This window comes from Cohnella sp. SGD-V74 (genome assembly GCF_003001675.1).
GTDB lineage: Bacteria > Bacillota > Bacilli > Paenibacillales > Paenibacillaceae > Cohnella.
The window spans coordinates 367,634-393,633 of the sequence record NZ_PVYW01000003.1 but is presented as its reverse complement, the minus strand read 5'-3'; the positions used below and the strand labels follow the sequence as shown (position 1 = coordinate 393,633).

Annotated in this window: 27 protein-coding genes and 1 pseudogene; all 28 read left to right on the top strand. The window is 57.8% G+C overall.

Features of this window, described 5'->3' with window-relative positions:
• Positions 1–4 precede the first annotated feature (4 nt).
• Positions 5–979, top strand: a complete 975-nt coding sequence (gene hepT, locus B0G52_RS06675) for a heptaprenyl diphosphate synthase component II (RefSeq protein ID WP_094042747.1) — start codon at positions 5–7, stop codon at positions 977–979.
• A gap of 74 nt (positions 980–1,053) precedes the next feature.
• Entirely contained in the window at positions 1,054–1,497 is a 444-nt protein-coding gene (gene ndk, locus B0G52_RS06670; RefSeq protein ID WP_094042746.1) for a nucleoside-diphosphate kinase, read from the top strand.
• 18 nt (positions 1,498–1,515) lie between these two features.
• Positions 1,516–2,337, top strand: a complete 822-nt coding sequence (locus B0G52_RS06665) for a CheR family methyltransferase (protein ID WP_094042745.1) — start codon at positions 1,516–1,518, stop codon at positions 2,335–2,337.
• 61 nt (positions 2,338–2,398) lie between these two features.
• Positions 2,399–2,560 carry a hypothetical protein gene (locus tag B0G52_RS35890; RefSeq protein WP_198960605.1) on the top strand — a complete coding sequence of 54 codons (162 nt, stop codon included), beginning with the start codon at positions 2,399–2,401 and terminating at the stop codon, positions 2,558–2,560.
• Between the two features lie 88 nt (positions 2,561–2,648).
• The gene (aroC, locus tag B0G52_RS06660; RefSeq protein WP_094042744.1) at positions 2,649–3,818 is read left to right on the top strand and encodes a chorismate synthase; all 1,170 of its coding nucleotides are present in this window, start codon (positions 2,649–2,651) and stop codon (positions 3,816–3,818) included.
• Positions 3,818–4,924, top strand: coding sequence for a 3-dehydroquinate synthase (gene aroB / locus B0G52_RS06655; protein WP_094042743.1), 1,107 nt, complete (start codon positions 3,818–3,820; stop codon positions 4,922–4,924). The genes aroC and aroB overlap by 1 nt, the downstream gene beginning before the upstream one ends.
• A gap of 6 nt (positions 4,925–4,930) precedes the next feature.
• Entirely contained in the window at positions 4,931–5,299 is a 369-nt protein-coding gene (aroH, locus tag B0G52_RS06650; RefSeq protein WP_094042742.1) for a chorismate mutase, read from the top strand.
• Positions 5,300–5,887: 588 nt separating this feature from the next.
• Positions 5,888–6,652 carry a hypothetical protein gene (locus tag B0G52_RS06645; RefSeq protein ID WP_094042741.1) on the top strand — a complete coding sequence of 255 codons (765 nt, stop codon included), beginning with the start codon at positions 5,888–5,890 and terminating at the stop codon, positions 6,650–6,652.
• Positions 6,653–8,106: 1,454 nt separating this feature from the next.
• Positions 8,107–9,687, top strand: coding sequence for an anthranilate synthase component I (gene trpE, locus B0G52_RS06640; RefSeq protein WP_094042877.1), 1,581 nt, complete (start codon positions 8,107–8,109; stop codon positions 9,685–9,687).
• Between the two features lie 22 nt (positions 9,688–9,709).
• Positions 9,710–10,756: an anthranilate phosphoribosyltransferase gene (gene trpD, locus B0G52_RS06635; RefSeq protein ID WP_094042740.1), complete on the top strand. Its 1,047-nt coding sequence runs from the start codon at positions 9,710–9,712 to the stop codon at positions 10,754–10,756.
• A complete protein-coding gene (gene trpC / locus B0G52_RS06630) occupies positions 10,746–11,552 on the top strand; it encodes an indole-3-glycerol phosphate synthase TrpC (RefSeq protein ID WP_094042739.1) in 807 nt (268 codons plus the stop codon). The genes trpD and trpC overlap by 11 nt, the downstream gene beginning before the upstream one ends.
• Positions 11,549–12,247 (top strand): phosphoribosylanthranilate isomerase, encoded by a 699-nt coding sequence (locus tag B0G52_RS06625; protein WP_233162424.1) that lies wholly within the window; start codon positions 11,549–11,551, stop codon positions 12,245–12,247. The genes trpC and B0G52_RS06625 overlap by 4 nt, the downstream gene beginning before the upstream one ends.
• Positions 12,244–13,449, top strand: a complete 1,206-nt coding sequence (gene trpB / locus B0G52_RS06620) for a tryptophan synthase subunit beta (RefSeq protein WP_094042738.1) — start codon at positions 12,244–12,246, stop codon at positions 13,447–13,449. The genes B0G52_RS06625 and trpB overlap by 4 nt, the downstream gene beginning before the upstream one ends.
• Positions 13,446–14,279, top strand: a complete 834-nt coding sequence (trpA, locus tag B0G52_RS06615) for a tryptophan synthase subunit alpha (protein WP_094042737.1) — start codon at positions 13,446–13,448, stop codon at positions 14,277–14,279. Before trpB ends, trpA begins: the two co-directional genes overlap by 4 nt.
• Before the next feature lie 155 nt (positions 14,280–14,434).
• Positions 14,435–15,532, top strand: a complete 1,098-nt coding sequence (gene hisC, locus B0G52_RS06610) for a histidinol-phosphate transaminase (protein WP_094042736.1) — start codon at positions 14,435–14,437, stop codon at positions 15,530–15,532.
• A 4-nt stretch (positions 15,533–15,536) separates the two neighbouring features.
• Complete coding sequence (locus B0G52_RS06605) at positions 15,537–16,685, top strand: prephenate dehydrogenase (RefSeq protein ID WP_094042735.1); 1,149 nt, start codon at positions 15,537–15,539, stop codon at positions 16,683–16,685.
• A gap of 112 nt (positions 16,686–16,797) precedes the next feature.
• Complete coding sequence (locus B0G52_RS06600) at positions 16,798–17,178, top strand: hypothetical protein (protein ID WP_143762530.1); 381 nt, start codon at positions 16,798–16,800, stop codon at positions 17,176–17,178.
• Positions 17,179–17,682: 504 nt separating this feature from the next.
• Entirely contained in the window at positions 17,683–18,279 is a 597-nt protein-coding gene (locus B0G52_RS06595; RefSeq protein ID WP_094042875.1) for an RNA polymerase sigma factor, read from the top strand.
• Positions 18,276–18,875, top strand: coding sequence for a hypothetical protein (locus B0G52_RS06590; RefSeq protein WP_094042733.1), 600 nt, complete (start codon positions 18,276–18,278; stop codon positions 18,873–18,875). The genes B0G52_RS06595 and B0G52_RS06590 overlap by 4 nt, the downstream gene beginning before the upstream one ends.
• Complete coding sequence (locus B0G52_RS06585) at positions 18,872–19,483, top strand: histidine phosphatase family protein (protein WP_094042732.1); 612 nt, start codon at positions 18,872–18,874, stop codon at positions 19,481–19,483. The genes B0G52_RS06590 and B0G52_RS06585 overlap by 4 nt, the downstream gene beginning before the upstream one ends.
• 1,262 nt (positions 19,484–20,745) lie before the next feature.
• Positions 20,746–21,981, top strand: a complete 1,236-nt coding sequence (locus tag B0G52_RS06575) for a hypothetical protein (protein ID WP_094042730.1) — start codon at positions 20,746–20,748, stop codon at positions 21,979–21,981.
• Positions 21,978–22,071: pseudogene (locus B0G52_RS35885) on the top strand (gamma carbonic anhydrase family protein); the annotation flags it as partial. The gene B0G52_RS06575 and the pseudogene B0G52_RS35885, both read left to right, overlap by 4 nt.
• 23 nt (positions 22,072–22,094) lie before the next feature.
• Positions 22,095–22,277: an IDEAL domain-containing protein gene (locus tag B0G52_RS35880; protein WP_094042874.1), complete on the top strand. Its 183-nt coding sequence runs from the start codon at positions 22,095–22,097 to the stop codon at positions 22,275–22,277.
• A 175-nt stretch (positions 22,278–22,452) separates the two neighbouring features.
• Entirely contained in the window at positions 22,453–22,881 is a 429-nt protein-coding gene (locus tag B0G52_RS06560; protein ID WP_094042729.1) for a DUF2487 family protein, read from the top strand.
• 249 nt (positions 22,882–23,130) lie between these two features.
• The gene (locus B0G52_RS06555; RefSeq protein ID WP_094042728.1) at positions 23,131–23,664 is read left to right on the top strand and encodes a Rieske (2Fe-2S) protein; all 534 of its coding nucleotides are present in this window, start codon (positions 23,131–23,133) and stop codon (positions 23,662–23,664) included.
• Positions 23,665–23,683: 19 nt separating this feature from the next.
• Positions 23,684–24,355, top strand: a complete 672-nt coding sequence (gene qcrB, locus B0G52_RS06550) for a menaquinol-cytochrome c reductase cytochrome b subunit (protein ID WP_094042727.1) — start codon at positions 23,684–23,686, stop codon at positions 24,353–24,355.
• A 19-nt stretch (positions 24,356–24,374) separates the two neighbouring features.
• On the top strand, positions 24,375–25,244 hold the full coding sequence (locus B0G52_RS06545; RefSeq protein WP_094042726.1) for a menaquinol-cytochrome c reductase cytochrome b/c subunit: 870 nt from the start codon (positions 24,375–24,377) through the stop codon (positions 25,242–25,244).
• Between the two features lie 73 nt (positions 25,245–25,317).
• On the top strand, positions 25,318–25,980 hold the full coding sequence (locus tag B0G52_RS06540; RefSeq protein ID WP_094042725.1) for a DUF1405 domain-containing protein: 663 nt from the start codon (positions 25,318–25,320) through the stop codon (positions 25,978–25,980).
• Positions 25,981–26,000 lie beyond the last annotated feature (20 nt).

The following is a 26,000-nucleotide window of genomic DNA, read 5'->3' as shown; positions in this document are numbered from 1 at the left end:
ACTTATGAAATTAATGCAGCTCTACGCATCGTTGAAATCGGAATTGCAGGCGATCGAGGATCAGATGGCGCTTACCGTCACCTCGGATCTGCCGATCTTGAGCGAGACGTCCCTTCATTTGTTGAAGGCGGGCGGCAAAAGAATCCGTCCCGTGCTCGTGCTGCTGGCGGGCAAATTCGGCGACTATTCGCTCGAGACGCTTAAGAAAGTCGCGGTGCCGCTCGAACTGATCCATATGGCTACGCTCGTTCACGACGACGTCATCGACGATGCGGACACCCGTCGGGGTCAGCTTACGGTCAAATCCAAGTGGGACAACCGGATCGCCATGTTTACCGGGGATTACATCTACGCCAAGGCGCTGACGGTCGTCACCGAGCTGGACAAGCCGCGCATTCACCAAATTTTGTCCGGTACGATCGTGCAAGTGTGCATCGGAGAGATGGAGCAGATTCGCGATTTTTTCAACGTCGATCAGAGCGTGCGCAATTACTTGCGAAGAATCCGGCGGAAAACGGCGCTCCTCATCGCGATCAGCTGTCAGCTGGGCGCGATCGCGACCGGAGCTCCGGCCAAAGTCAGCAACGCGCTGTACCGGTTCGGCTACAATCTGGGGATGAATTTTCAGATCATGGACGACCTGCTCGACCTGTGCGGAACCGAGAAAGCGATCGGCAAGCCGCCGGGCAGCGATCTGCGCCAGGGGAACATTACGCTGCCGGTGCTGTACGCCTTGCAGGAGGACGCGATTCGCGATCGTCTGCTCGGGGAGATCGAAGCGATCAAGGTCGCCGACGGGCGCTCGGATTCGACCGCGGCGGTGAAGCTCGTACGCTCGAGCAAAGGGATCAAGGAAGCGGAACGGATGGCGGACCGCTATATCGCCAAGGCGCTGCAGGCGCTCGATTCGCTGCCGGACATTCCGGCGAAGCGGAATTTGACGGATATTGCGCGTTTTGTGGCGAAACGAAGCTACTAGAAGTTATGAACGGGCGTTTTTTATGGTAAAATAGAGAACAAGCAAGCAGGTTGATTCTGGAAAGGGGGAGAAACATGGAGAGAACATACTTGATGGTAAAGCCCGACGGCGTCCAGCGGGGACTGATCGGAGAGATCGTCGGCCGGTTCGAGCGCAAAGGGTTGAAGCTGGTCGGAGCGAAGCTGATGCAAGTGTCCGTCGAGCGCGCCGAACGCCATTACGCGGAACATAAGGGCAAAGATTTCTACGAGAAGCTGCTCCAGTTTATTACGTCTGGACCGGTGTTCGCGATGGTGTGGGAAGGGGACCAGGCGGTTGCGCTGTGCCGCGCGCTCATCGGCAAGACGAACGCGCTGGAAGCCGCTCCGGGCACGATTCGCAGCGATTATGCGATACATACGAATTTCAATTTGATTCATGGCGCGGACTCCCTGGCGAATGCCGAGCGGGAGATCGCTATTTTCTTCTCGGAAGACGAACTGGTGTCCTACGATAAGGCCATTCAGGTGTGGATATAAGGGAGAGAACAGAACGTCATGGGAGACATTCGTTCCATTCCGAGCGCGGGCTCGGGCTTTTCCGAGGATGAGGATTTTACGCGGTTTGTCGTGAATATCAAGAGATTGACCTCGATAGATCTGTCCCAGTACAAGGAAAATCAGATGCGAAGACGGCTGACGACGCTGCGAATGAAACACGGATTTCGCACGTTCGATGAGTATTTCGCGGCATTGACTGCGGAAGCAAGGCTGCGCAACGAATTTCTGGACAGGATGACGATCAACGTTTCCGAGTTTTGGCGCAATCCGAACCGGTGGCAGGTGCTTCGGGAGAAGTTTCTGCCGCAGATGCTGAATCAGTCCTCGCGGCTGAGCATCTGGAGCGCCGCTTGCTCGACGGGGGAAGAACCGTATACGCTGGCGATGATTATGGATTCGCTGGGGGCCCTCGACAGAACGTCGGTGCTCGCCACCGACATCGACGACGGCGTGCTGGCGAAAGCCAGGGAAGGCATCTACTTGGAGCGCTCGCTGCGGGATGTGCCATCCGACTTCAAGTCGAAGTACTTCGTTCCGGAGGACGGCGCTTTCCGTATCGACGGCCGGCTGAAGAAGGCGATCAAGTTTCAGAAGCAGAATCTGCTGCTCGATTCGTTCGGGAGCCACTTCGACCTGATCGTCTGCCGGAACGTTATGATCTACTTTACCGAGGACGCCAAGCACATCCTGTACGGCAAATTCGCGCAGGCGCTCAAGCCCGGCGGACTGCTGTTCGTCGGCAGCACAGAGCAGATTTTCTCGCCCGGCCAGTACGGGCTGGAGACGGCGGACACTTTTTTCTACAGACGCGTGAATTAACGTATGTTAACTAGGCTCCCAACCGATAATAAGGCTAATCGGGCCAACGCGGAGGGTGTCTATGGACAAACGCAAAGTGATCGCGGCTTATCGGCGAGGATTGATATCCGTACAGGAATGCGCGCAAATATTGGGCCTGGATAACGTGGAGCTTCTCGGACATTTGAGGGACCCGGGAACGCCGAGAACGAAAGCCGGCAAGAAGCAGTCCGTCCGAACGTGACGGGCTCTTTTCTTGTCAAACGCTTTAACGCTGTACTATAATGATCAAAGATAGGCACGGCTTGCGTGGATAAAGGGAGGAACCGGAGTTGAGTTTACGTTATTTGACCGCGGGAGAGACGCATGGCCCGCAGCTTACCGCAATTATCGAAGGATTGCCAAGCAACCTGGAGCTGGATTTCGAACAGTTGAATTTTCAATTGCAGCGCCGTCAGAAAGGACACGGGCGCGGCCGCCGCATGCAGATCGAGACCGATACGGCTCAGATCGTGGGCGGAGTCAGGCACGGCCGCACGACCGGAGCGCCGGTGGCGGTCATCGTGGAAAATAAAGACTGGAAACATTGGACCTCCGTCATGAACGTCGAGCCGATCGAAGGCGGCGACGAGACGAAGCGCCGCGTTTTCCGTCCCCGTCCGGGACATGCCGACTTGAACGGAGGCTTGAAGTATAATTTGCGCGACTTGCGCAACGTGCTGGAGCGCTCCAGCGCGCGTGAGACGGCGGCCCGCGTCGCCGTAGGCGCGATCGCGCGCCAATTGCTCGGCCAATTCGGCATCAAGGTAGCCGGGCATGTCGTCTCCATCGGCGGAATCGAAGCGGCCGCTCCGAATCTGCCGATCGACGAGTTGATCGCGGTGACGGAAGAATCGCCGGTTCGGGTCGCGGACAAAGACGCCGAGCAGAAAATGATCGAGCTGATCGACCAGATGAAGAAGGACGGCGATACGATCGGCGGCGTCGTCGAGTGCATCGTCAGCGGGCTTCCCGTCGGTCTCGGCAGCCACGTTCAATGGGACCGCAAGCTGGACGGCCGCATCGCGCAAGCCGTCGTCTCGATCAACGCCTTCAAAGGCGTCGAAGTCGGCATCGGCTTCGAAGCGGCCCGTATTCCGGGCTCGCAGGTGCATGACGAGATTCTGTACTCGGAAGAGCAGGGCTTCTACAGAGGCTCGAACCGCGCCGGAGGATTCGAAGGCGGCATGACGACCGGTGAGCCGATCGTCGTGCGCGGCGTCATGAAGCCGATTCCGACGCTGTACAAGCCGCTGGCGAGCGTCGACATCGATACGAAGGAAGCGTTCACCGCACAAGTCGAGCGTTCCGATGCTTGCGCCGTTCCCGCGGCGAGCGTCGTCATGGAGCACGTCGTCGCCTGGGAAGTCGCCAAGGCGTTCCTGGAGAAGTTCGGCGGCGATTCGATCGAAGAAATCCAGGCGAATCTCGACAACTACTTGAAACAGGTAGAGGCTTACTAATGGCGGGCGGAACGAGAGAACTCACGGTAGATCTCGGGGAACGTTCCTATCCGATCTATATCGGCACGGGATTGATCGCGGAATTGGGACGGAAATTCGCCGAGCGGGGATTTCCTGTGAAATCTCCGATTCTGCTCGTCACCGACAGCGCTGTCGAAGGCTTGTACGCGGCGGCGGTCGAAGAGAGCCTGCGCGCGAGCGGCTATACGGTCGTTCGCGCCGTCGTGCCGTCCGGGGAATCTTCCAAGTCTCTGGAGATGCTGGATCTTCTCGTAGAGAAGGCGCTTCAGGCGGGATTGGACCGCAAATCGACGGTCATCGCGCTTGGCGGCGGCGTCGTGGGCGACTTGGCGGGCTTCGTCGCGGCTTCCTACATGCGCGGCGTGAAGTTCGTGCAAATTCCGACGACGATCTTGGCGCACGACAGCAGCGTCGGCGGCAAAGTGGCGGTTAACCATCGGCTGGCGAAAAACATTATCGGCGCCTTCCATCAGCCGGAATTCGTGCTGTACGATCTGGATACGCTGGCGAGCCTGCCGATTCGGGAAGTGCGCGCCGGCTTGTCCGAAGTGATCAAGCACGGGCTGATCTGGAACGCGGACTTCGTCGCATGGTGCGACGACAACGCGGATCGGCTGCTGGCGCTGGAGCCCGATGCGCTAGGCTACGCGCTGTACGAAGGCTGCAAGGTGAAGTCGATCGTCGTCTCGCGCGACGAGCGGGAGAACGACTTGCGCGCCATTCTGAACCTCGGTCACACGATCGGCCATGCGCTGGAAGCGGTCGCGGGTTACGGGGAACTGCTGCACGGCGAAGCGATCGCGATCGGCATGGTCGGCTCGGCCAGGCTGGCGGGGCGCTTCGGCTACTCCGCGGATATCGAGGAGACGACCGAGCGCATTTTCCGCAAATTCGGGCTTCCCGTCCGCATTCCGGACAGCTGCCCGACCGACGCGATCATGGGCGCGATGCTGCATGACAAGAAATTTTCCGAAGGCAATATGGTGTTCGTCGTGCCTACGGCCATCGGAAGCGTGGAAATTCGCCGCGACGTTCCTTCCGCATGGGTAACGGACATCGTGAACGGATTAAGAGAGGGGAAATAGACGATCATGAGCGTTAGGGGAATTCGCGGGGCCATCACCGTCGAGCATAACGAGGAGCAGCTTATTTTGGACGCGACCGTCGAGCTGTTGAACGGAATCGTCGAAGTCAATCAATTCGAGCCGGAGGAAATCGCCAGCGTGTTCGTCACCGTCACGCAGGATTTGGACGCGACGTTCCCGGCGAGAGCGATTCGCCAGATGGCGGGGTGGGAGCTCGTGCCGCTCATGTGCTCGCTCGAGGTGCCGGTCAAGGGCAGCCTGGAGAAGTGCATCCGCCTGATGGTGCTCGTCAACACCGACGTCGCCCAGAAGGACATCCGCCACGTCTACCTGAATCGCGCGCAAGTTCTTCGCCCGGATTTGGCGGCGAAGTAGGGAACTGCGCCGGCAGCGATGGGATCGCTGGATGTGCTGTACCGCGCTGAGTCGGGTTGGAGCTGCTGGCTGAGTCGGTAGAGTCGCTGTAACCGTGCTGAGTCGGGTTGGAGTAGCGTATGAGCGGGTAGAGTAGCTGTAACCGTGCTGAGTCGGGTTGGAGCAACGTATGAGCAGGTAGAGTAGCTGTAACCGCGCTGAGTCGGGTTGGAGCAACGTATGAGCCGGTGGAGTTGCTGTAACCGTGCTGAGTCGGGTTGGAGCTGCTGGCTGAGTCGGTAGAGTTGCTGTAACCGTGCTGAGTCGGGTTGGAGCAGCGTCTGAGCAGGCAGAGTAGCTGTAACCGTGCTGAGTCGGGTTGGAGCAACGTATGAGCAGGTAGAGTTGCTGTAACCGGACTGAGTCGGGTTTGAGGGCTGCAGGAGAAAGCATCAGGCTCTACATTGCTCATTGTTAATTGCAAACTATTGCTTGAAAAATATTGGATAACCTGGAATAATGGTATTGAGCACATGCGTGAAGCACACGCCGTTTCTCTCTTGGGAGAGGACGGCGTTTTTTTATTTTCCGAATAAGGAGTGAGCAGGGATGTCTGTTAATTCTATGGCAGAGCTTGAGTATCGAAATCTGTTGGAAACGCAGATCAAGCAAGCAACCGGTATGAGGTTGGAGCAGCTTCAGAAGCAGGGTGAAGGAGAGCGCAAGTTGATGGTTGAGATCGTTTGGCCGGTTAGAAAAACGTTCGAAGGTATAATATTGGAGAAAGAAATTGTTACTTTAACTGGCGCTAAAGCCTACATCGATGCTTTTGACGAAAAATTCCGGTTAGGTTTGGAAAGTGAAGGATTCGTAGTCCACGCGGAGAGGGTGACTCGTCCCCGCTTCGATTTCGAAAGAAATAGAATTCGTTCAATGTTGGCCTATGGGATTCATTATACGCCATTTACTTACGATGAGATGGATAAGAGACCGGAGATTTGTCGGAGAGCGCTCTACGAAATCTACGGGAGTTTTAGCAGTCCAGCCGACCATTTTTCTAAAGAACAATTAACATTGTACGAGCGCGAAGTGGTCAGATATGCTTTATGGCTAGGTCAGCCGTTTAGCATTCGGGATGTTCAAGCTTGTACGAATAAGGGAGAAGACTTTTGTAGAAAAGTAATCCGCTCTTTGTTGAAGAAGAGGTTGATCAGACCGATGCATTTGAATCGAACTAGAAACTATTATTATGTTCTTGAAGAGAAGGCCAGCTCGACGATCTGGTATTCGGCAAGAAGTATGGAACAGGATGCCGCTACTGCAAAAGTGGTGCATAGGGAGGAAAGTGGGGATGATGGAAGGGGCGAAATCTAGTTGAGTGGCTGCAAGCCGATCAGATCGGGCTAGAGCGGCAAAGCTGCGCCGAAGGTGCCTGCAAGCCGACGGGGTCGGGTTAGAGCGGCAAAGCTGCGCCGAAGGTGCCTGCAAGCCGACCAGGTCGGGTTAGAGCGGCAAAGCTGCGCCGAAGGTGCCTGCAAGCCGATCAGGTCGGGCAAGAGCGGCAAATTTGCGCCGAAGGTGGCTGCAAGCGGACCAGGTCGGGCAAGAGCGGCAAAGCCGCGCCGAAGGTGCCTGCAAGCCGACGAGGTCGGGCTAGAGCGGCAAAGTCGCGCCGAAGGTGCTCGCAAGCCGACCAGATCGGGCAAGAGCGGCAAATTTGCGCCGAAGGTGGCTGCAAGCCGACCAGATCGGGCAAGAGCGGCAAATTTGCGCCGGAGGTGCCTGCAAGCCGACCAGGTCGGGTTAGAGCGGCAAATTTGCGCCGAAGGTGGCTGCAAGCGGACCAGGTCGGGCAAGAGCGGCAAAGCCGCGCCGAAGGTGCCTGCAAGCCGACGAGGTCGGGCTAGAGCGGCAAAGTCGCGCCGAAGGTGCTCGCAAGCCGACTAGGTCGGGTTAGAGCAGCAAATTTGCACCGAAGGTGCCTGTAAGCCGACCAGGTCGGGTTAGAGCGGCAAATTTGCGCCGGAGGTGCCTGTAAGCCGACCAGGTCGGGTTAGAGCGGCAAATTTGCGCCGGAGGTGCCTGTAAGCCGACGAGGTCGGGCAAGAGCGGCAAATTTGCGCCGAAGGTGGCTGCAAGCCGACCAGATCGGGTTAGAGCGGCAAATTTGCGCCGGAGGTGCCTGTAAGCCGACGAGGTCGGGCAAGAGCGGCAAATTTGCGCCGAAGGTGCCTGCAAGCCGACCAGGTCGGGCTAGAGCGGCAAAGCCGCGCCGGAGGTGCCTGCAAGCCGACCAGGTCGGGCTAGAGCGGCAAAGTCGCGCTGAAGGTGCCCGCAAGCCGACCGGGTCGGGTTAGAGCAGCGAAGTCGCGCTGAAGGTGCCTGCAAGCCGACAAGGTCGGGCTAGAGTGCAGGGGACCTAGCCCGACTGCGTTCGTGCTTCCGCACGATATTCTTTGCTGCTCTCTTTTCACACCGCTCAACGCTTGCTCCTCCTCCACACCGCTCAACGCTTGCTCCCCTCCACACCGCTCAACGCTGCGAAATTCGACATTGACGCCCCGAGTCGCGGATGGTATAGTAAGTAGCATATTACGCAGAGCGGAACGGTCGGCCATAGGGACGACAACTTACGCGGATGCGAGCCCAGCAGAGTTGAGATCAGATGAGCGGAGTTGCCGTACCGGCGTGCAGCATGGATTTGCCTTGCGCATAGCGGGAGTCGGTCAACCTAATCTTGTCTATGAACGCATCTCTGCGCATGCAGAGATGCTTTTTTGATTTTTGGCGAAGCGGGCGCGGCCCGGGCCGACGGGGGAGAGATCAGGATGGATCAGCGGGAGTTACAGGAAATCAAAGCAATGGCAGGACGCTACAACGTCATTCCGGTCGTGCGCAAGCTGCTGGCCGACACGGAGACGCCGATTCGGGTGTTCCAGCATCTGAGCAGGGACAAACGGGCGTTTCTGCTGGAGAGCGTGGAGGGCGGCGTCAAATGGGCCAGATATTCCTATATCGGCACGGATCCGTTTCTTGTGCTCAAGCTCAAGCATAACGCGCTGACGTTGGAGGAAAAAGGCAAAGTCGAGTCGCATACGACGACGGAGCCGCTGCAGCTGCTCAGAGAGAAGCTCCGCTCCTATCGCAGCCCGGCGCTGCCCGAGCTTCCTCCGTTTACGGGCGGGGCGATCGGATTTTTCGGCTACGACTTGCTGCAGTATTATGAACGCAAGCTGCCGCCGCATAAGAAAGACGACTTGAACATGGACGACATGCAGTTTATGTTTTGCGATCTCGTCATCGTGTTCGACCACTTCAAGCAGCATGTGCTCGTCATCGGCAACGTCCATATCCCGGAGGGAGCGAGCGACGCGGCGATCGAATCGTCTTATCTGGAGACGCTGAACGCCATCGACGATACGATTCGCCGAATCCAGCAGCCGATTCCGGTGCAGCCGTCGAGAAGCACGCCGCCTCAGGACCCCGATCTCGGAGAAGTGGCCTCCAACCTGACGAAGCAGCAATTCATCGACAACGTCAACGAGGCTAAGGAGTACATTCGGGCCGGGGACATTTTCCAAGTGGTGCTCTCGCAGCGATTCCACATCGAGACGGAGGTCGACCCCCTCCACGTCTACCGCGTGCTCAGAACGATGAACCCGTCGCCGTACATGTATGTGCTGAAGCTGGACGAGGAGGTCATCGTCGGAACGTCTCCGGAGCTGCTCGTCAAAGTCGACAACGGCAAAGTGGAGACACGCCCGATCGCCGGCACTCGGCCAAGAGGCAGAACGCCTGAGGAGGATTTGCAGCTCGAACGCGAACTGTTGGCGGATGAAAAAGAACGCGCCGAGCACGTCATGCTCGTCGATCTGGGCCGCAACGACCTCGGCCGGGTGTCCACGTTCGGCACGGTCAAATGCGACAGCTACATGGAGATCGAGCGTTACTCACACGTCATGCACATCGTCTCGAACGTGACGGGCGAGCTGCGACCGGACAAAGATTTCTACGACGCCTTCCTGTCCTGCTTGCCTGCGGGAACCGTCTCCGGAGCGCCGAAGCTGCGGGCGATGGAGATTATCGCGGAGCTGGAAAACGAAGCGCGCGGCGCGTACGCGGGTGCGATCGGTTATCTCGGATTTTCGGGCAACTTGAATACGTGCATCACGATCCGCACGATCATTTTCAAGCATGGCAAAGCTTACGTGCAGGCAGGGGCCGGCATCGTCTGGGATTCCGTTCCGGAGAACGAGTACCTGGAGACGCAGAACAAAGCCAAGGGGATGCTGAAGGCGATCCGCGCGGCGGAAGCGGCGTTCCCGCCAGTCGGTGCAGCGAGGCGCAGCGCGAGCGAGTTCTCGACCGTCCTGGCGGGAGACCGGCGCACGAATCTGGATTACGATTAATCAAGAGGGGGATTCGGTAAACATGAGCGAGACGATCGCGATTAGCCTGCCGCAGGCGCTCTCCAAGCTGATGAGCGGGGACGACCTGACGAGGGATGAAGCATTCGGCGTCATGACGACGATCATGAGAGGAGAGGCGACTCCGGCGCAGATTGGCGGAACGGTCATCGCGCTTCGCATGAAGGGCGAGACGACGGACGAAATTCTCGGCTTCGCGGAAGCGATGAGGGCACTCTCCAACCGGGTCGCGACGCAGAACAGCGACTTGCTGGACACATGCGGCACGGGAGGCTCCGGCGTCCACAAGTTCAACATTTCGACGGCGTCGGCGATTATCGCTTCGGCGGCCGGAGTGAGAGTCGCCAAACACGGCAACCGCGCGATGTCCGGCAAGGCAGGCAGCGCGGACGTGCTGGAAGCGCTCGGCGTCAACATCAACCTGACGGCGGAGCAAGCCGCCGAATGTCTGGAGCAGACGGGCATCTGCTTCATGTTCGCGCAGCTTTACCATCCGGCTCTGAAGTACGCCGCGGCTCCTCGCAAAGAGCTGGGAGTACGCACCATTTTCAATATGCTCGGACCGCTGGCCAATCCGGCGAGAGCGGATCGCCAGATGATCGGCCTGTACGACCGTTCCCGCACTTCGACTGTCGCGGAAGTGCTGTCCAGACTCGGCCTGAATCGCGCGATGGTCGTCGGCAGCCACGACGGGTTGGACGAGATCAGCATTTCGGCCCCGACCCAGGTGTCGGAACTGCGGGACGGTGAAGTCGTCACGTACGACATTACGCCGGAGGAGCTCGGCCTGGCGACCGTCTCCCTGAAAGCCGTGCAAGGCGGCAACGCGGCAGAGAACGCACATATTATCCGCCGCGTGCTCGGCGGAGAGAAAAGCGCATACCGCGACATCGTGCTGGCGAACGCCGGAGCGTGCATCTACGTCGCCGGACGTGCGGATTCGCTTAAAGACGGGGTAACTCTGGCGGCGGAGACGATCGCCTCGGGCCATGCCGCGGATAAGTTACAGCAATGGATTGTTACGACAGGAGAGCTGAGCCATGTTTCTTGATCGCATCGTCGCTACCAAGCTACAAGAGGTAGAGTCGCTTAAACAAACGCTGTCGCTCTCCGATGCGGAGAAGCGGATTGCCGAACTGCCGGCCTGCCGGGGCTTCGAGCGGGCGCTGGTCGGCCGCAACCGGCCGGTAGGGCTGATCGCGGAAGTGAAGAAGGCGAGCCCGTCCAAAGGATTGATCCGTCCGGACTTCCATCCCGTCAGCCTGGCGCAGGCTTACGAGCAGGCCGGAACGGATTGCATTTCCGTTCTGACGGACGTCGATTATTTTCAGGGCAGCAACGATTACTTGACGGAAATCCGCAAACAGGTTAAAGTTCCTTTGCTGCGCAAAGATTTCACGATCGACGAACGCCAGATTTACGAAGCGAGACTGATCGGCGCGGATGCGATCCTGCTGATCGCGGCGATCTTGACGCCGAAGCAGCTGGCAGATTTCCATAAGCTCGGCCGCGACCTCGGCCTTGACGTGCTTGTCGAGGTGCATAACCGTCCGGAGCTCGAGACGGTGCTGGAGTTCGGACAAGCGACGCTGATCGGCGTCAACAACCGCGACTTGAAAACGTTCGTCACGGACCTGAGCGTAACCGAGCAGTTGATCGGCCTCATGCCGTCCGGCGTCGTCGCGGTGAGCGAGAGCGCAATCGCGACGACGGACGACGTCGCCTACGTCCGCAAGGCGGGCGCGCAGGCGGTTCTGATCGGCGAGCACTTCATGCGCCAGCCGAGCGTCGAGGACGCGGTGAACGAGCTGCTCGGTTCCGCGAAGAGAGAAGGCGCTGCAAGATGACGGATGTGACGGATGGCCGGGCTCCGATGGGGAAGCCTGCGCTCGTGAAAATATGCGGCATTAAACAGGAAACGACATTGCAAGGAATGGCGGGGCTGCGGGTCGACTATATCGGCTTCGTGTTCGCGAAGAGCCGCAGGCAGGTGACGCCGGAGCGGGCCGCGCAGCTTCAAGCGGCGGCGCGCAGCGTTGCGATGGCGGCAGGCAAGCCGCCGCTGACGGTCGGCGTGTTCGTCAATCCGACGCTGGAGCAGTTGGAGCAGACGCTGAGCGTCGTTCCGCTCGACGTCGTACAGCTGCACGGCGAAGAGACGCCGGAGTTCGCGCGGCAAGTCCGCGAGCGGCTGAACGTCGATGTATGGCGGGCTTTGCCCGTGAAGGACGAGGACGATTCCACCGCCGGAGCGGCGCGCTTGCAGGCTTACGCGGGAGCGGTGTCTACCGTGCTGCTGGATACGGCGGGCGGAGGAACGGGCCAGACGTTCCGCTGGGACGTCATTCCGGCATATCAGCGGGCGGCGGTTAGCAGCGGACTCAGGCTGTTCGTCGCGGGGGGGCTGTCCCCGGACAACGCGGACAAGCTCGTCTCGGCCTACCGGCCAGAAGGCGTCGACATCTCCAGCGGCGTGGAGACCGACGGGGCGAAAGACAACGGCAAAATCGCCGCATTCGTAGAAAGGGTGAACAACGCATGAGTCAAGTACCGGATCAGCACGGACGCTTCGGTCCGTTCGGCGGAAAATACGTTCCCGAAACGTTAATGAACGCCTTGATCGAGCTGGAGGACGCGTACCGTAAATATAAGGACGACCCGGAGTTTCTGGAAGAGGTCCGCTATTTGCTGAAGCAATATTCCGGCAGACCGACGCCGCTGTATTACGCGGAGAGATTGTCCGAGCAGCTCGGCGGCGCGAAAATCTATCTCAAGCGCGAGGATTTGAACCATACCGGCGCCCACAAGATCAACAACACGATCGGTCAAGCGGTGCTGGCGAAGCGGATGGGGAAGAAAAAGGTCATCGCCGAGACGGGCGCGGGCCAGCACGGCGTCGCCACGGCGACGGTAGCCGCCCTGATGGGACTCGAGTGCAAGGTGTTCATGGGCGAGGAGGATACGAAGCGTCAGCAGCTTAACGTGTTCCGCATGAAGCTGCTCGGCTCCGAGGTTGTCCCGGTCACGTCCGGAACCCGCACGCTCAAGGACGCCTGCAACGAAACGCTGCGCTATTGGGTCAGCCACGTCGACGACACTTATTATATTCTCGGCTCGGTAACCGGGCCGCATCCTTATCCGATGATGGTTCGCGACTTCCAGCGCATTATCGGCCTGGAGTCGCGGGAGCAGATTCTGGAAGCGGAAGGCCGTCTGCCCGACGTCGTCGTCGCGGCGGTCGGAGGCGGCAGCAACGCGATCGGCATGTTCCACCCCTTCATCGAAGATACAAGCGTTCGTCTTCTCGGCGTGGAAGCGGCCGGCCGCGGCGTCGATACCGAAGAGCATGCGGCGACGATGACCAAAGGCCGTCCGGGCGTATTCCAAGGCTCGATGAGCTACGTGCTGCAGGACGAGGGCGGGCAGGTGCTGCCGGCGCACTCGATCTCCGCGGGGCTGGACTATCCGGGCATCGGTCCGGAGCATGCGTACCTGAAAGACACCGAGCGCGCGGAGTACGTGCCGATTACGGACCAGGAAGCGCTCGACGCGCTGACGACGCTGTCCCGCTTGGAAGGCATTATTCCGGCGCTGGAGTCGGCGCACGCGATCGCGCAGGTGCTGAAGATCGCGCCGAAGATGAGCAAGGACGAAATCATCGTCGTCAGCCTGTCGGGCCGCGGCGACAAAGACGTGGAATCGATCATGTCTTACTTGGCGAAAGAGGAGGGACAGCCGTTATGAGCGCGACGAATGCGATCGACGCCGTCTTTGCGAAGCTGAAAGCAAGCGGAGAGACGGCTCTCATTCCGTTCATTACGATGGGGGACCCCGACTTGGACACGTCCGTCGCGCTCGTGCAGGCGGCCGAGGAAGCGGGAGCGCATATGGTTGAGCTGGGCGTTCCGTATTCGGACCCTCTGGCGGACGGTCCGGTCATCCAGCGCGCGTCCGAGCGCGCGCTGCGCAACCGGATCGGGCTGCTCGACTGCATGGCCGTCGCTTCCAAAGCCCGGGAGCGCGGGGTGACAATGCCCTTCATTTTATTTACTTATTTTAATCCGGTACTGCAGCTCGGGCTTGAACGCTACTTCGATCTGCTCAAGGAGCATGGCTTCAGCGGCATGATCATTCCGGATTTGCCGCTTGAGGAAGACTCCGAAGTTCGCGCCTTGGCCGAGGCAAGCGGCATCCATCTGATTCCGCTCGTCGCTCCGACTTCCGAGGCCCGGGTCGAGCGGATCGCCGCCCGCGCGCAAGGATTCGTCTACTGCGTCTCCTCGCTCGGCGTGACTGGCGTACGCTCTTCGTTCCACGAAGGCATCGACGCGTTCCTGGATTCGGTTCGCCGGGCTTCCAGCGTGCCGATCTGCGTCGGCTTCGGCATCTCGTCGCGGGAGCACGCGGAGCGCTTCGCAGGCTTGTGCGACGGCGTTATCGTCGGCAGCGCCATCGTGCGCCAGGTGGAGGAAGCTTTGCCGCTGCTGACTTCCGGACAATCGTCCGATCGGGAGCGGGGCCTTCAAGCCGTGCGTGATTTTATCGCCGGGCTGAAGCCGCGCGCTGCGGTCTGATTCCGTTCATTTTTTGGGGAAAAAGCGCAAACAGCACCTGTACAGCACCGCGTTGGTGTGTCACAATAGAATCACTATAATCTTACGGAGCGACTGGTGCCCCGCCGCGGCGGAGCATGCAGCGCTCCGTTTGCCGTATCTCAGGAGGGACAAAGATGCAACCGAAACCGAATATCGTCCACTTGCCGGTCTACCAGCCGGGCAAACCGGTAGAAGACGTAAAGAGAGAGCTGGGCTTGACCGAAGTGATCAAGCTGGCGTCCAACGAAAATCCGTTCGGCTGCTCGCCGAAGGCGAAGGACGCGATCGTGCGCGAGCTCGACAACATCAGCATCTACCCGGACGGCGCCGCCGTCGAACTGACGAACGCCCTGGCCAAGCACCATGGCGTCAACCCGGATCAGATTATTTTCGGAGCGGGCTCCGATGAAGTCATATTGATGATTTGCCGCGCGTTTCTGCTTCCGGGCGACGAGACGGTGATGGCCGATCAGACGTTCCCTCAGTACAAGCACAACGTGACGATCGAGAACGCCAAGTCGATCGAGGTGCCGCTTAAGGAAGGGACGCACGACCTGTATTCGATGCTGGAGCGTGTGAACGAGAAAACGAAAGTCGTCTGGATCTGCAACCCGAACAATCCGACGGGTACGATCAATACGGCGGACGAGGTCGAGTGGTTCCTGTCCAAGGTTCCGAGCCATGTGCTGGTCGTGCTCGATGAAGCTTACTGCGAGTACATCGACGATCCGTCTTTCCCGGACGGACTCAAGCTGCTGCAAAAGTACCCGAACCTGATTTTGCTCAGAACGTTCTCGAAAATCTACGGGCTTGCTTCCCTGCGCATCGGTTACGGCATCGGCCGCGCCGACGTGATCCGCAGCATCAACCAGGTGCGCGAGCCGTTCAACACGTCCCGCATCGGCCAGGCGGCGGCGCTCGCTTCCTTGCAGGACGGGGAGTTCATCGCTTTCTGCCGCGAGGAGAACAAGAAGGGGCTTGCGTTTTTTAATCGGAAATTCCAGGAACTGGGCTTAAAGGCGTTCCCGGCTTACGGAAACTTCATTATGGTCGACGTGCAAAGGCCGGGCCAGGAAGTGTTCGACGCGCTGCTGCGCAAAGGGATCATCGTGCGCGCGGGGCATCATCGCTACCCGACAAGCATCCGGATTACGGTCGGCAACCAGGAGCAGAACGAGAAAGTCATCGCCGCGCTGACCGCGGTGCTGCAAGAAATCGCGGTAAAGGTGTGACGGCATGAGCGGAGAGTTTAGCGACTTTACGGACTTTATAGATTTCGACGAGGCGAATCCGATTCGCGTCGCCGTATTCGGCGTCGGACTGATCGGCGGCTCGCTGGCGTTGTGTTTCAAGGGCAAGCCCGGCGTGCACGTCGTGGGCCATTCGATCAATCCGGCTTCGACCGAGAAATACGTGGCGCTCGGCGTTGTGGACTCGGCGACGACCTCTCTGGAGGAGGCGGCGAAGGATGCGGACTTCATTTTTCTGTGCGTACCGGTCGGTCGCCTGGAGGAATACGTGAACGAGCTTTCGAAGCTGCCGCTCAAACGCGGCTGTATTATCTCCGACGTAGGAAGCACGAAGGCGTCTGTTGTGCGACATGCAGACAAGCTGAGCCTGCGGGGAGCGGTCTTCATCGGCGGGCATCCGATGGCCGGCTCGGAGCGCTCCGGCGTCGAAGCGGCCAGCCTGTATTTGCTGGAGAATGCCTACTATGTGCTCACTCCGACGGCGAATACGCCTCCCGAACACGTGGGCAAGCTGGAGCGGCTGCTGAAGCATACGCGCGCGCACATCGTTAAGACGGACGCGGTGCAGCACGACGACATCGTCGGCGCGATCAGCCATTTACCGCACATGATCGCCGTCGCTCTCGTGAATCAGATTGCCGGCTACAACGAGTCCAACGAGCTGTACATGCGGCTTGCGGCGGGAGGGTTCCGCGACATTACGCGCATCGCCTCAAGCGATCCGGTCATCTGGCGGGACATTCTGCTGAGCAACCGCGACGTCATGCTGAAGCTCGTGCGCGACTGGCAGGGCGAGATGGATCGCTTCGCTTCTCTGCTGGAGCAAGAGGACGGGGACGGCATTGCGGAGCGGTTCCATACGGCCGGGGAATTCCGCCGTCAGCTGCCGGAGCGGCGCAAGGGCATGATCACGTCGCTGTTCGAATGCTATGTCGACAACGTGCCGGACCATCCGGGCATCATCGGCAAAATTGCGACCGAGCTCGGCCAGGCGAAGATCAACCTGAGCAACCTGCAGATTATCGAGAGCAGGGAAGACGTTCCCGGCATTTTGCGCCTGTCGTTTAAGCAGGCGGAGGACCTGGACCGGGCGACGGCTTTGCTCAAAGCGCTGAATTACGAAGTCCATATGTGATCATATGCGTTCCGGGGGCATGTCGCCCTGCTGCGGGGAGCGAAGCGCGAGCTTTGTTCTTCGTTGCAGGGGGCGTGCTTCTTTTTTGTGCTGTGTCGGGAAAATAGAGGGTGTGGCGGATTTATTTCGAGTGCGCGGGAGACTTGCGGAAAATAGTGTCGCGTGGCGTTACCGAGAACTGATTGCGAGGGAAGACGGCAATAGTACCGTGCGGCGTGCCAATGATGAGCTGATGGTGGAGGACGACGGCAATAGTACCGTGCGGCGTGCCAATGGTGAGCTGATGGTGGAGGACGACGGCAATAGTACCGTGCGGCGTGCCAAAGATGAGCTGATGGTGGAGGACGACGGCAATAGTACCGTGCGGCGTGCCAATGGTGAGCTGATTGCGAAGGGCGACGGCAATAGTGCCGTGCGACGTGCTTATGGGGGGCTGCGGGCAAAAAAAATCCACCCCGAAGGGTGGCTGCACAGAGTGCAAAGGATTGGATAGGAGTGGAGAGAAACCATACTGTACTTTTATTATATGTATTCGTTTACATTTTGTCAATAAGCGCTTTCATTTTATTTTGAAGCGGTTTCAATTCTTTTGAATCCGTTTTATGTCTATTTTAGATCCATTATTAAATTCGAATACGGAAACTCCGATAATAAATGCGCGATACACGATGAACAAATTGAGCCCCCTCCGCCGAGCGAACCTTGACGAGGGCCGGTTGCGGAATGATTCACGTCTGGGCGAACCTAAGCATACATTCAGTAGAGCGGTCGAATGTCGCGATCGAAAAAATATTGCAAAACGACGATAATTTTTGAGAAATTTTTAAGCGCATAACCCGTTTTCCTGTGTTACAATAGCATATAGTATTTGTAAAATACTGGCTCGCCAACATTCAATGCGCTTTCGAGCGCAACTTTTTCGTTTTTGGCCGGTACAATTAAGATAGAACGCCGGCTGCGAACGTTCACCCTGAACAGGGGGAGGGTCGCGGGAATGATGACCGATTCCCAGTTGATACGGGAAATCAAAGACGGCAACGTCGAATTATACTCAATGCTTATGGGGAGATACCAGAAGAAGATCCTTTCTTTCGTCTACCATATGCTGAAGAGCGCCAAGCTGGAAATTCTGGCGGAAGATTTGTGTTCCGAAACGTTCTACAAAGCCTACCGAAGCTTACACTCCTTCCGGGAAGTGGATGCGTCTTTTTCGACATGGCTCTATACGATTGCACGCAACACCGTCCTTAGCGAATTGCGCAAGCAGAAGGCCGCGCATCTGTCGCTGGACGACTCCACATACATACCAGCCGCCCCTTCGGAAGAGGCGCCCGAGCAGCGATTGCTGCGCAACGAGAAAGTTTCCATGGTAAGAGACGCGATCAACAGTCTGCCCGAGAAGCAGCGCTCCGCGCTCATTCTCAGGGAATACGACGGAATGGATTACCAAGAGATCGCCAACATTCTCGGACAGACGGTCAGTTCCGTCAAATCGTTGCTATTCCGGGCCCGGGCCAGCGTGAAGACGCAATTGGAATCCTACTTTGCAGAACCGGCCATGATGAAGGAGTACGAGGAGATGAAGCTGCGATGAAATGCGAAGAAGCCGCGGAATGGTTTGGGGTGTACCGGGATTTGCCCGAGGATTCCGCCGATAAGCTCGCCGTCGATTTGCACGTGCAAAGCTGCAAAGAGTGCGAAGAGGAGTTCCGGATTTGGGAAGAGAGCGCTCTTCTCATTCACGAACTGCCGTTCGACGACGAACAAGACGCGGTGCCGATCTCTCCTATGCAGATCAATAAGAAGGTCATGGACCGCATCTATACGGAGCAAAGCTGGTACATGCCGGCGACAAGGCGGACGTATGCCTTCTCATTCCTATTCAGGAAACGGGTAGCCGGCGTTCTCGCTGCGCTGCTTGCGCTATTCGTCTGCGGATTTCTGTACGCTGCGTTCGGCAGCGGCATGACCGGGGAGAAGGCGGCGGCAGGCAGAGAGTCGGCTAACGCGTTCGCTGTGAGCCATCAATACGGTAACGACATCCGGCTGGACATTCCCGTTGCCAGCCTGAGCGATCCGATCATTCTGAACGTGTCTCCTGCGGTGCCGGAATACTGGATCGCGTTCTCGATCGTCGGCATGATCATGACGCTTCTCATTCTTAACTGGTTTTCCCGGGTGCGCTCATGAACGAGGCTGCGCGTATCGGTTGGGTCCGTCACGGCATTACGGAGTGGAACAAGAGGGGCATCATTCAGGGCGTAACCGATATTCCGCTTAGCGAGGAAGGGTTGCTGCAAGCGCGGCTGCTGGCCGATCGGTTGCACAGCGAGCCTCAAAGGTGGAACGGAGTCTACTGCAGCGATTTGCAGCGGGCCGTTCAGACAGGGGGAATATTGGCTGAGCGTCTCGGGATTCCGCTGATTCGGGATTCCAGACTGCGGGAAAGGTCGTTCGGGGAAGCGGAAGGCACGACGTTGGCGGAGCGGCTGGAAAAATGGGGCGAGGATTGGAGAAAGCTCGTACCGGATCAGGAGAGCGACGATTCCGTGCGGGAACGAGGCTTCGCGTTCGTTCGCGAGCTGGCGGAAAAACAGGCGGGGGAAGCGTGGCTCGTCGTGACGCACGGCAGTTTCCTGGCGAGAATGCTGCAGGCGCTCTGCCAGGGACTGAACGATTCGCATCTGCTGAACATGTCGCTGACGGTGCTCGAACGGCGGCAGGACGAGTGGCAGCCGCTGCTGCACAACTGCACGAAGCATCTGACGCGGGAAGAGGAAGCGTCGATTCATCCATAGAAGTAACGCAGGGTCGTCCATGAGGACGGCTCTTTTTCGGTAAATTTTCTTGAAGTAAGTATGTGGAAAGCAACGTACTAAAGGGATATTTCAGGAGAACTGGCCGGAGCGATTAGGCATGCCCACTGTTGGATACGAGGGCAGATAAGGCCCGGGGTTTATCGTTTCTCTGCCTCATTTGTCGGTATCCCGTCCACTCAGCTTTTCTGCACCACAATTTGAATGCCGTATGTAGCGCCTTTTCCGCTCTTTTGCCGGTATCCCATCCACTCAGCTTTTCTGCACCACAATTTGAATGCCGTATGTAGCGCCTTTTCCGCTCTTTTGTCGGTATCCCATCCAGTCAGGTTGGTCGTACGCTTCCTGCGGGATCGGCCATGACCTATCCTATCCTCCATTTGTCGGTATCCCGACAGCTCAGAAATCTGGTTATCAGCGTTTAGCGATAAGCCATACCGGTTCATTCAGTTGATCATCCTCACGGCTGTGAATTAACGTTCAGCAGCTTGCTTGGTATCCCAGTGACTCAGTTTGAGACTATCTTTTGAAAAGAAGAGGTTTTTTGAGGATGAGGGGTTTGATTCCGCCTGTTCTAAAGGAGAGGATTACCCAAGTTTAAGGCAGGCTTGCTGCGAGGATCGAGTCAGTCGGTCAGAAAGGGAAACGAGTCCTAAGCTTCGTAAGTTCAGGATAGGTGATTGTGGAAGATGGGAGGCAATCGGCGAGCAACTGTACATGACTCCCAACTGACTCAAAGGGATAGCGGCAAAAGGAACGAAAAAGCGGTAGTATGGTTGAGGCGTGAACTGATCGGAAGGGATAGCGGCAAAAGGAGCAAAAAAAGCGATAAGAGAGGTACGGCCTGAACTGAGGGAAGGGGATAGCGGTAAAAGGGATGAAAAGGAAGTGAGCTGCTGGGGAGGACTGACGGACGGGGATAGCGACAAAAAGAAGCGGAAAGTGGAACGGAAAGAAGCAGATGGACTGACGGACGGGGATAGCGACAAAAGAAGAGAATGGGGACAAGACGCTGAATATAGCCTGCCCCGCGTGCAAAGATCATTTTTAGCACCTACAGGAATTTCATCCTATCGGAAAAGCAGACTGTCTCGTAAGCGCAGACTCGGCTGATCCACGCCGGCGGAATGTTCGCGACGACTGCGCCAAGAACGAGACCGCCCCGCTTTGAAGGACGGTACGTTTAAGACGGCGTTCCCGCGACTATACTGAACAATAAATCCTCCAAGAAGGGGGAACGCCTAATGAACTTGGCCGACATGCTCTGTTATGCGGACATCGCCGAGTTGAAGAAAATCGCCGATACCTATGAATGCTCCAGCACGAGCCACTCGAAAAACGAACTGATTCAGACGATCCTGGCGACCGTGCAGCGAAGAGATGTGATCGAATCCCGTATCCGGGAAATTTCGGGCAACGATTTGCGTTTCCTGAACTCTCTCGTGTTCGAGAACAGAACCGCCTACAGTCTGGAAGAGCTCAAGGCAAGGGCGCTGGACAAGTCCGCGGCCACATCGACATCGGTAGCATCCGAACCCGTCGCAGCGCCAGAACCGCCGCAGCAGAAGAAGACGCGCTCGCGCAAGGCGAAGAACGCGCCGCCACCGCCGCCGGGACCGGAAGAAATCGCGAGGCTGTCCATTTCGAGATTCAAAAGCTTCGGATGGCTGTTCAACGGTTTCTCTCAGCAGACGCGCTCTCTGTTTCAAGTGCCGGAGGACATCAAGTCCCGGCTGTGCGACGTTCTGGAAAAGCGCTACAAGACAAGCCTCATCTATACGGGGGAACCGCCAGCCTATCGCGATGAACGCAGCCTGCTCGCCGAAGACGCCGTGCATTTTCTGCGGTTCGTCAGAAACAGCGTCGTGCCGATCACGGCGGAGGGCGTCATGTACAAGCGGCAGATTTCCCAAGCGCTGGATCAGCTCGCGGTAGTCGAGCCGCTGCCGACGCAGGCGGGATGGCGCTTCGGATACGGCCGTCATTTCCGGGATTATCCCGATCGTTTCTCTCTATTGTACGACTTCGTCTATTACGACGGGCTTGTCTCGGAGAACGGGGACGGCCACTTGACGCTTACGCCGGCAGGAATCGACGCGGCCAGCGGGCTGGTCAAGCCCGATCCGGCCAAAATGTATCGTTTCTGGATGAGGCTGTACAAAGGGCCGATCCCAAATTTGACTTCGTTGGTGCAATGGATCGCAAGATTGTCCGCGGAGTGGGTCACGGTCGAGTCGCTGCGGGAAGTGCTGCAGCCGCTTATCCGTCCCTACTATTACGATACGGCAGCGGATATTTTCGAACGCCGGATTTTGCGAATGCTGATGCATCTCGGCGTGCTGCGTTGGGGCGAGACCGAGCTCGGCCTCCAGGTCGTCAAGGCGACGCCGCAAGGAAGAGCGCTCGTATCCGGGCATCCGCTGGCTTTCGAGGATACGCTGAAGTTGGAAGAAGACGCGAACAAGCCATGGAACAGGTAGGCAAAGGTACATTGATCGGCAGGGGGGCTATCGTCTTGAACGGGGCAGACATCGGTGAATATGCTTTAGTGGGAGCCGATGCGCTCGTAGCCGAACAACCGGAGGTGCAACGAATGGACAACATGAAAGTCGCCTATGAGACGATGCTGGGATTGGCGGCAGAAATGGTCCTGGACGAAGCGCTGCGCAATTACCGGACGGAGAAAATCTACACCGCAATCGATGACGCGCTTGCGCAAGGTGACGTAGAATCGTTTCGGCGTTTGACCGACGAGTTAAAGGCTATCCAAGGATAGCCCGGACATTCGCGGGAGGCGTCGAAAAAATCGGAACAGTCGTGACGACCCGGCCCGGCGACGGCCGGGTTTTTGCCGTTTGCGTCGGGTCCCGCGCGAAACCGGACTTCCTTTGTCCGGCGTTTTGGAGTACGATGGAAGACGATAGCAAGATGGAGAGGAGCGTAAGGAGCGGATGAAATTCAGCGAGATCGATCCGCGGAGCTGGCCGGAGCTGCAGCCTTATCTGGACACGTGCGTGCTGCCCTTGTCCGGTTTGAGCGGCGAGGAATCGCCTTCGGAAGCGACGGACAAAGTCGCACGGGCGGGAGAATGGCTGTCGCCTGTAGAGGAGGCGTTCCGCGGCCGAACGGTGACGATGCCGGCCTGCCATTACGGAACGGGGGGCACGGAGTTCGTTCGGAACATTAACGAGCTGATCTCGGCTTGGAAAAAGGGAGGCTTCCGTTACGTCGTTCTGGTCGGCGGGCAGCCGATGGAGCTGCCGGGAGTCGAAGCGGATCTATACATACGTCCGGCAGGCAGCGAGGACGAGCCCGACGCGGAGGCGATCGTCAAATCCGTGACGGATTTGTGGCAGGGACGAACGAAGGCGACGACCTGACGCACGCGGAAAAACGACGGAGAAACGAATAGGTTGGCAACATAGGGTAAACAATAGTCAGGCACGCCCCCGCGAGGAAATGTGACAAATTGAGAACATTTTGGTTCCGTAACTCTCGCTTGCGCGGGGAAACTCCCGCCACTATTCTTGACGCTCCATAGCGCGTGGGCTATTATAGTTATGTCCTTGTGAACAAAATGGAAAGTCCGTATCGGACGCGAGATTGGTGTGGCAAAGGGGGTAGAACGAATGGACCACAATAAGCAGCAAGAAACCGCGCATAAACCAGTCAAGCGCAAAGAGATGTCGAGACGTCAGTTTCTGTCGTACACGCTTGGCGGAGCGGGAGCCTTCATGGCCGGCGGAGCCATTTTACCAATGATCCGCTTTGCCGTAGATCCTATATTACAGAAGAAAGAATCCGGCGGATTCGTCAAAGTTATCGAAGAAAGCAAAGTGACGAACGAACCGACCGAGGTGAAGTTCAAGATTCACCAGGTGGACGGCTGGTACGAGAGCGACCCTAAGCTGGCCGCATGGATTACCAAAGGCGAAGACGGCACGATTTATGCGCTGTCGCCGGTGTGCAAGCACTTGGGATGCATGGTGAGCTGGGGAAGCGGTGAGTCGCCGAACGAGTATCATTGTCCCTGCCACGGAGCGCAATACACGAAGGACGGCAAAAACCTGAAGGTAGCGCCTAAGCCGCTCGACGAATACGAAGTCAAAACGGAAAACGGCTGGGTATATCTCGGACCGATTGCACCGAATAGTCGCGTTTAGAAGGAGGGCGTTTCGTCCCATGTTCAAAAACATGTACAACTGGATCGACGAGCGTCTTGATATTACGCCGATGTGGAGAGACATCGCCGACCACGAAGTGCCTGAGCACGTCAACCCGGCGCATCACTTCTCCGCGTTCGTTTATTGCTTCGGCGGATTGACGTTCTTCATCACCGTCATCCAGATCCTCTCGGGGATGTTCTTGACGATGTATTACGTCCCAGACATCATTAACGCGTATTACAGCGTTGACTACCTGCAGCATCAAGTCGCTTTCGGCGCGATCGTGCGGGGGATGCACCACTGGGGAGCAAGTCTTGTTATCGTAATGATGTTCCTACATACTCTTCGCGTTTTCTTCACAGGCTCTTACAAAGCGCCTCGCGAGATGAACTGGGTTGTCGGAATGTTGATTTTCTTCGTCATGCTCGGCCTTGGTTTCACGGGTTATCTGCTTCCGTGGGATAACAAAGCTTACTACGCGACGAAGGTTGGTCTGGAAATCGCCGGATCGGTGCCTTTCTTAGGGGAGTACATTAAGGAGCTCATGAACGGTGGAACGATCGTCGGCGCCCAGACGCTGACCCGATTCTTCGCGATCCACGTGTTCTTCCTTCCTGGCGCGCTGCTCGCATTGCTTGCCGGACACTTCTTTATGATTCGAAAACAGGGCATTTCCGGGCCGCTGTAAGAGAGGGGAGTGACAAGCGATGGCACATAAACATGATCCAAACGAGAAAGTCGTATTCATCGGGGATTCGCGTATTCGGAAACGGGATTATTCGAACGTAAAGCCACCCGATTATACGGCATATCCGGGCAAATCCGAGGCCTTCATCCCGAACTTCCTATTGAAAGAATGGATGGTCGGAGTCGTCGTGCTCGTCGGGTTTCTGACGCTCGTCATTGCCCACCCGGCTCCGCTCGGATATCCGGCGGACCCGTTGAACAGCTCGTTCATTCCGATGCCGGACTGGTACTTCCTGTTCCTGTATCAATTGCTGAAATACCCGTACGCTTCGGGCGACTACATCGTGCTCGGAATTCTCGGTCTGTCCGGCATTCCGTTCATCGCCCTGCTGCTCGCTCCGTTCCTGGACACGGGCAAGGAGCGTCGCTTCTACCGCCGTCCGATCGCATCTTCGTTGATGATCGTATCGCTGGTTGCGGTTGCATACTTGACTTGGGTGTCCTGGGACCACTACACGCACGAGCTGGAAGCGAACGGACAAATTCCGGAGCATATCGAGCGCAAGATCAAGGCGGAGGAATCCGTCAACGCCGGCAAGGAACGCTGGGTGCCGGGCAAGGAGAAAATTCCGGCCATGGTGGCCGCGGACGATCCTGCCTTCACTGAAGTGATGACGCAAGCGCAATGTATCGCTTGCCACGGCGCGGAGCTTGAAGGCGGCGGCGCACCGGCGCTGCGCGGCATCGGCGACGTGCTGAGCAAGGAAGAGCTTGTCGACATCATCGCCAACGGCGCAGGCAACGGCGCTATGCCGGCCTTCCAAGGCGACCTGTCCGACGAACAGATCGACCAAGTCGCAACTTGGCTCGCTCAACAAAAAGCGGAGTAATCGACTCGCGCATCAAACCTGACCTTAACCGGTCAGGTTTTTTTATAACAGAATCCGGAAAGGGCGTGCGCCGATGGTTTGGGCGAGATGGCTGCTGTCCCGGAACGTGCTCCTTCATCCCGCGATTTTCTGGCTAACGATGATCATCTACGTTCCCGGCACGATTTACGGGTATTATTGGTACAAAGGTCAATTGATCGAAACCTGGAACGAGCATCCCCATTGGCAGCTTCCGTTCGTTCCGGACAGCCCTACGGCCTCTCTGTTTTTCGCGCTGGCGCTGCTGTGGTTGTGGTTTAAGCCGGAGCGTTCGTCCCGTTCCTGGGTGAACGGGGTGCGCGGCATCGTGGAGACGCTGGGCGTAGTTACCTCTGTCAAATACGGCATATGGGCGACGGCGATCATTTTCGCGGGACAGGCTCAGGGAGACGTCCTGTACTGGGATCACTGGATGCTGATTATCGGCCATACCGCGATGGCGATCATGGCGCTGCTGTACGCGCGGTTCTTCACCTTCGGCGGCATGGCGCTGCTGGCGGCCGCGGCGTGGACGTTCCTGAACGATACGGTGGATTACACGTTCGGGGTGTACCCGTATTTGCCTTCGCAGCTGGACGACGACGTGCCTTACGTCGCCGCGTTTACGATCGTTTTGACGGCGCTCAGCGTGCTTGCCGCCGGCGTCGCCAAGTTTGCGTTCCTTCGCCGTCCGCCTTCCGCGGACAAGTCGTTCTAATCGCGGACATCCTCTCATAT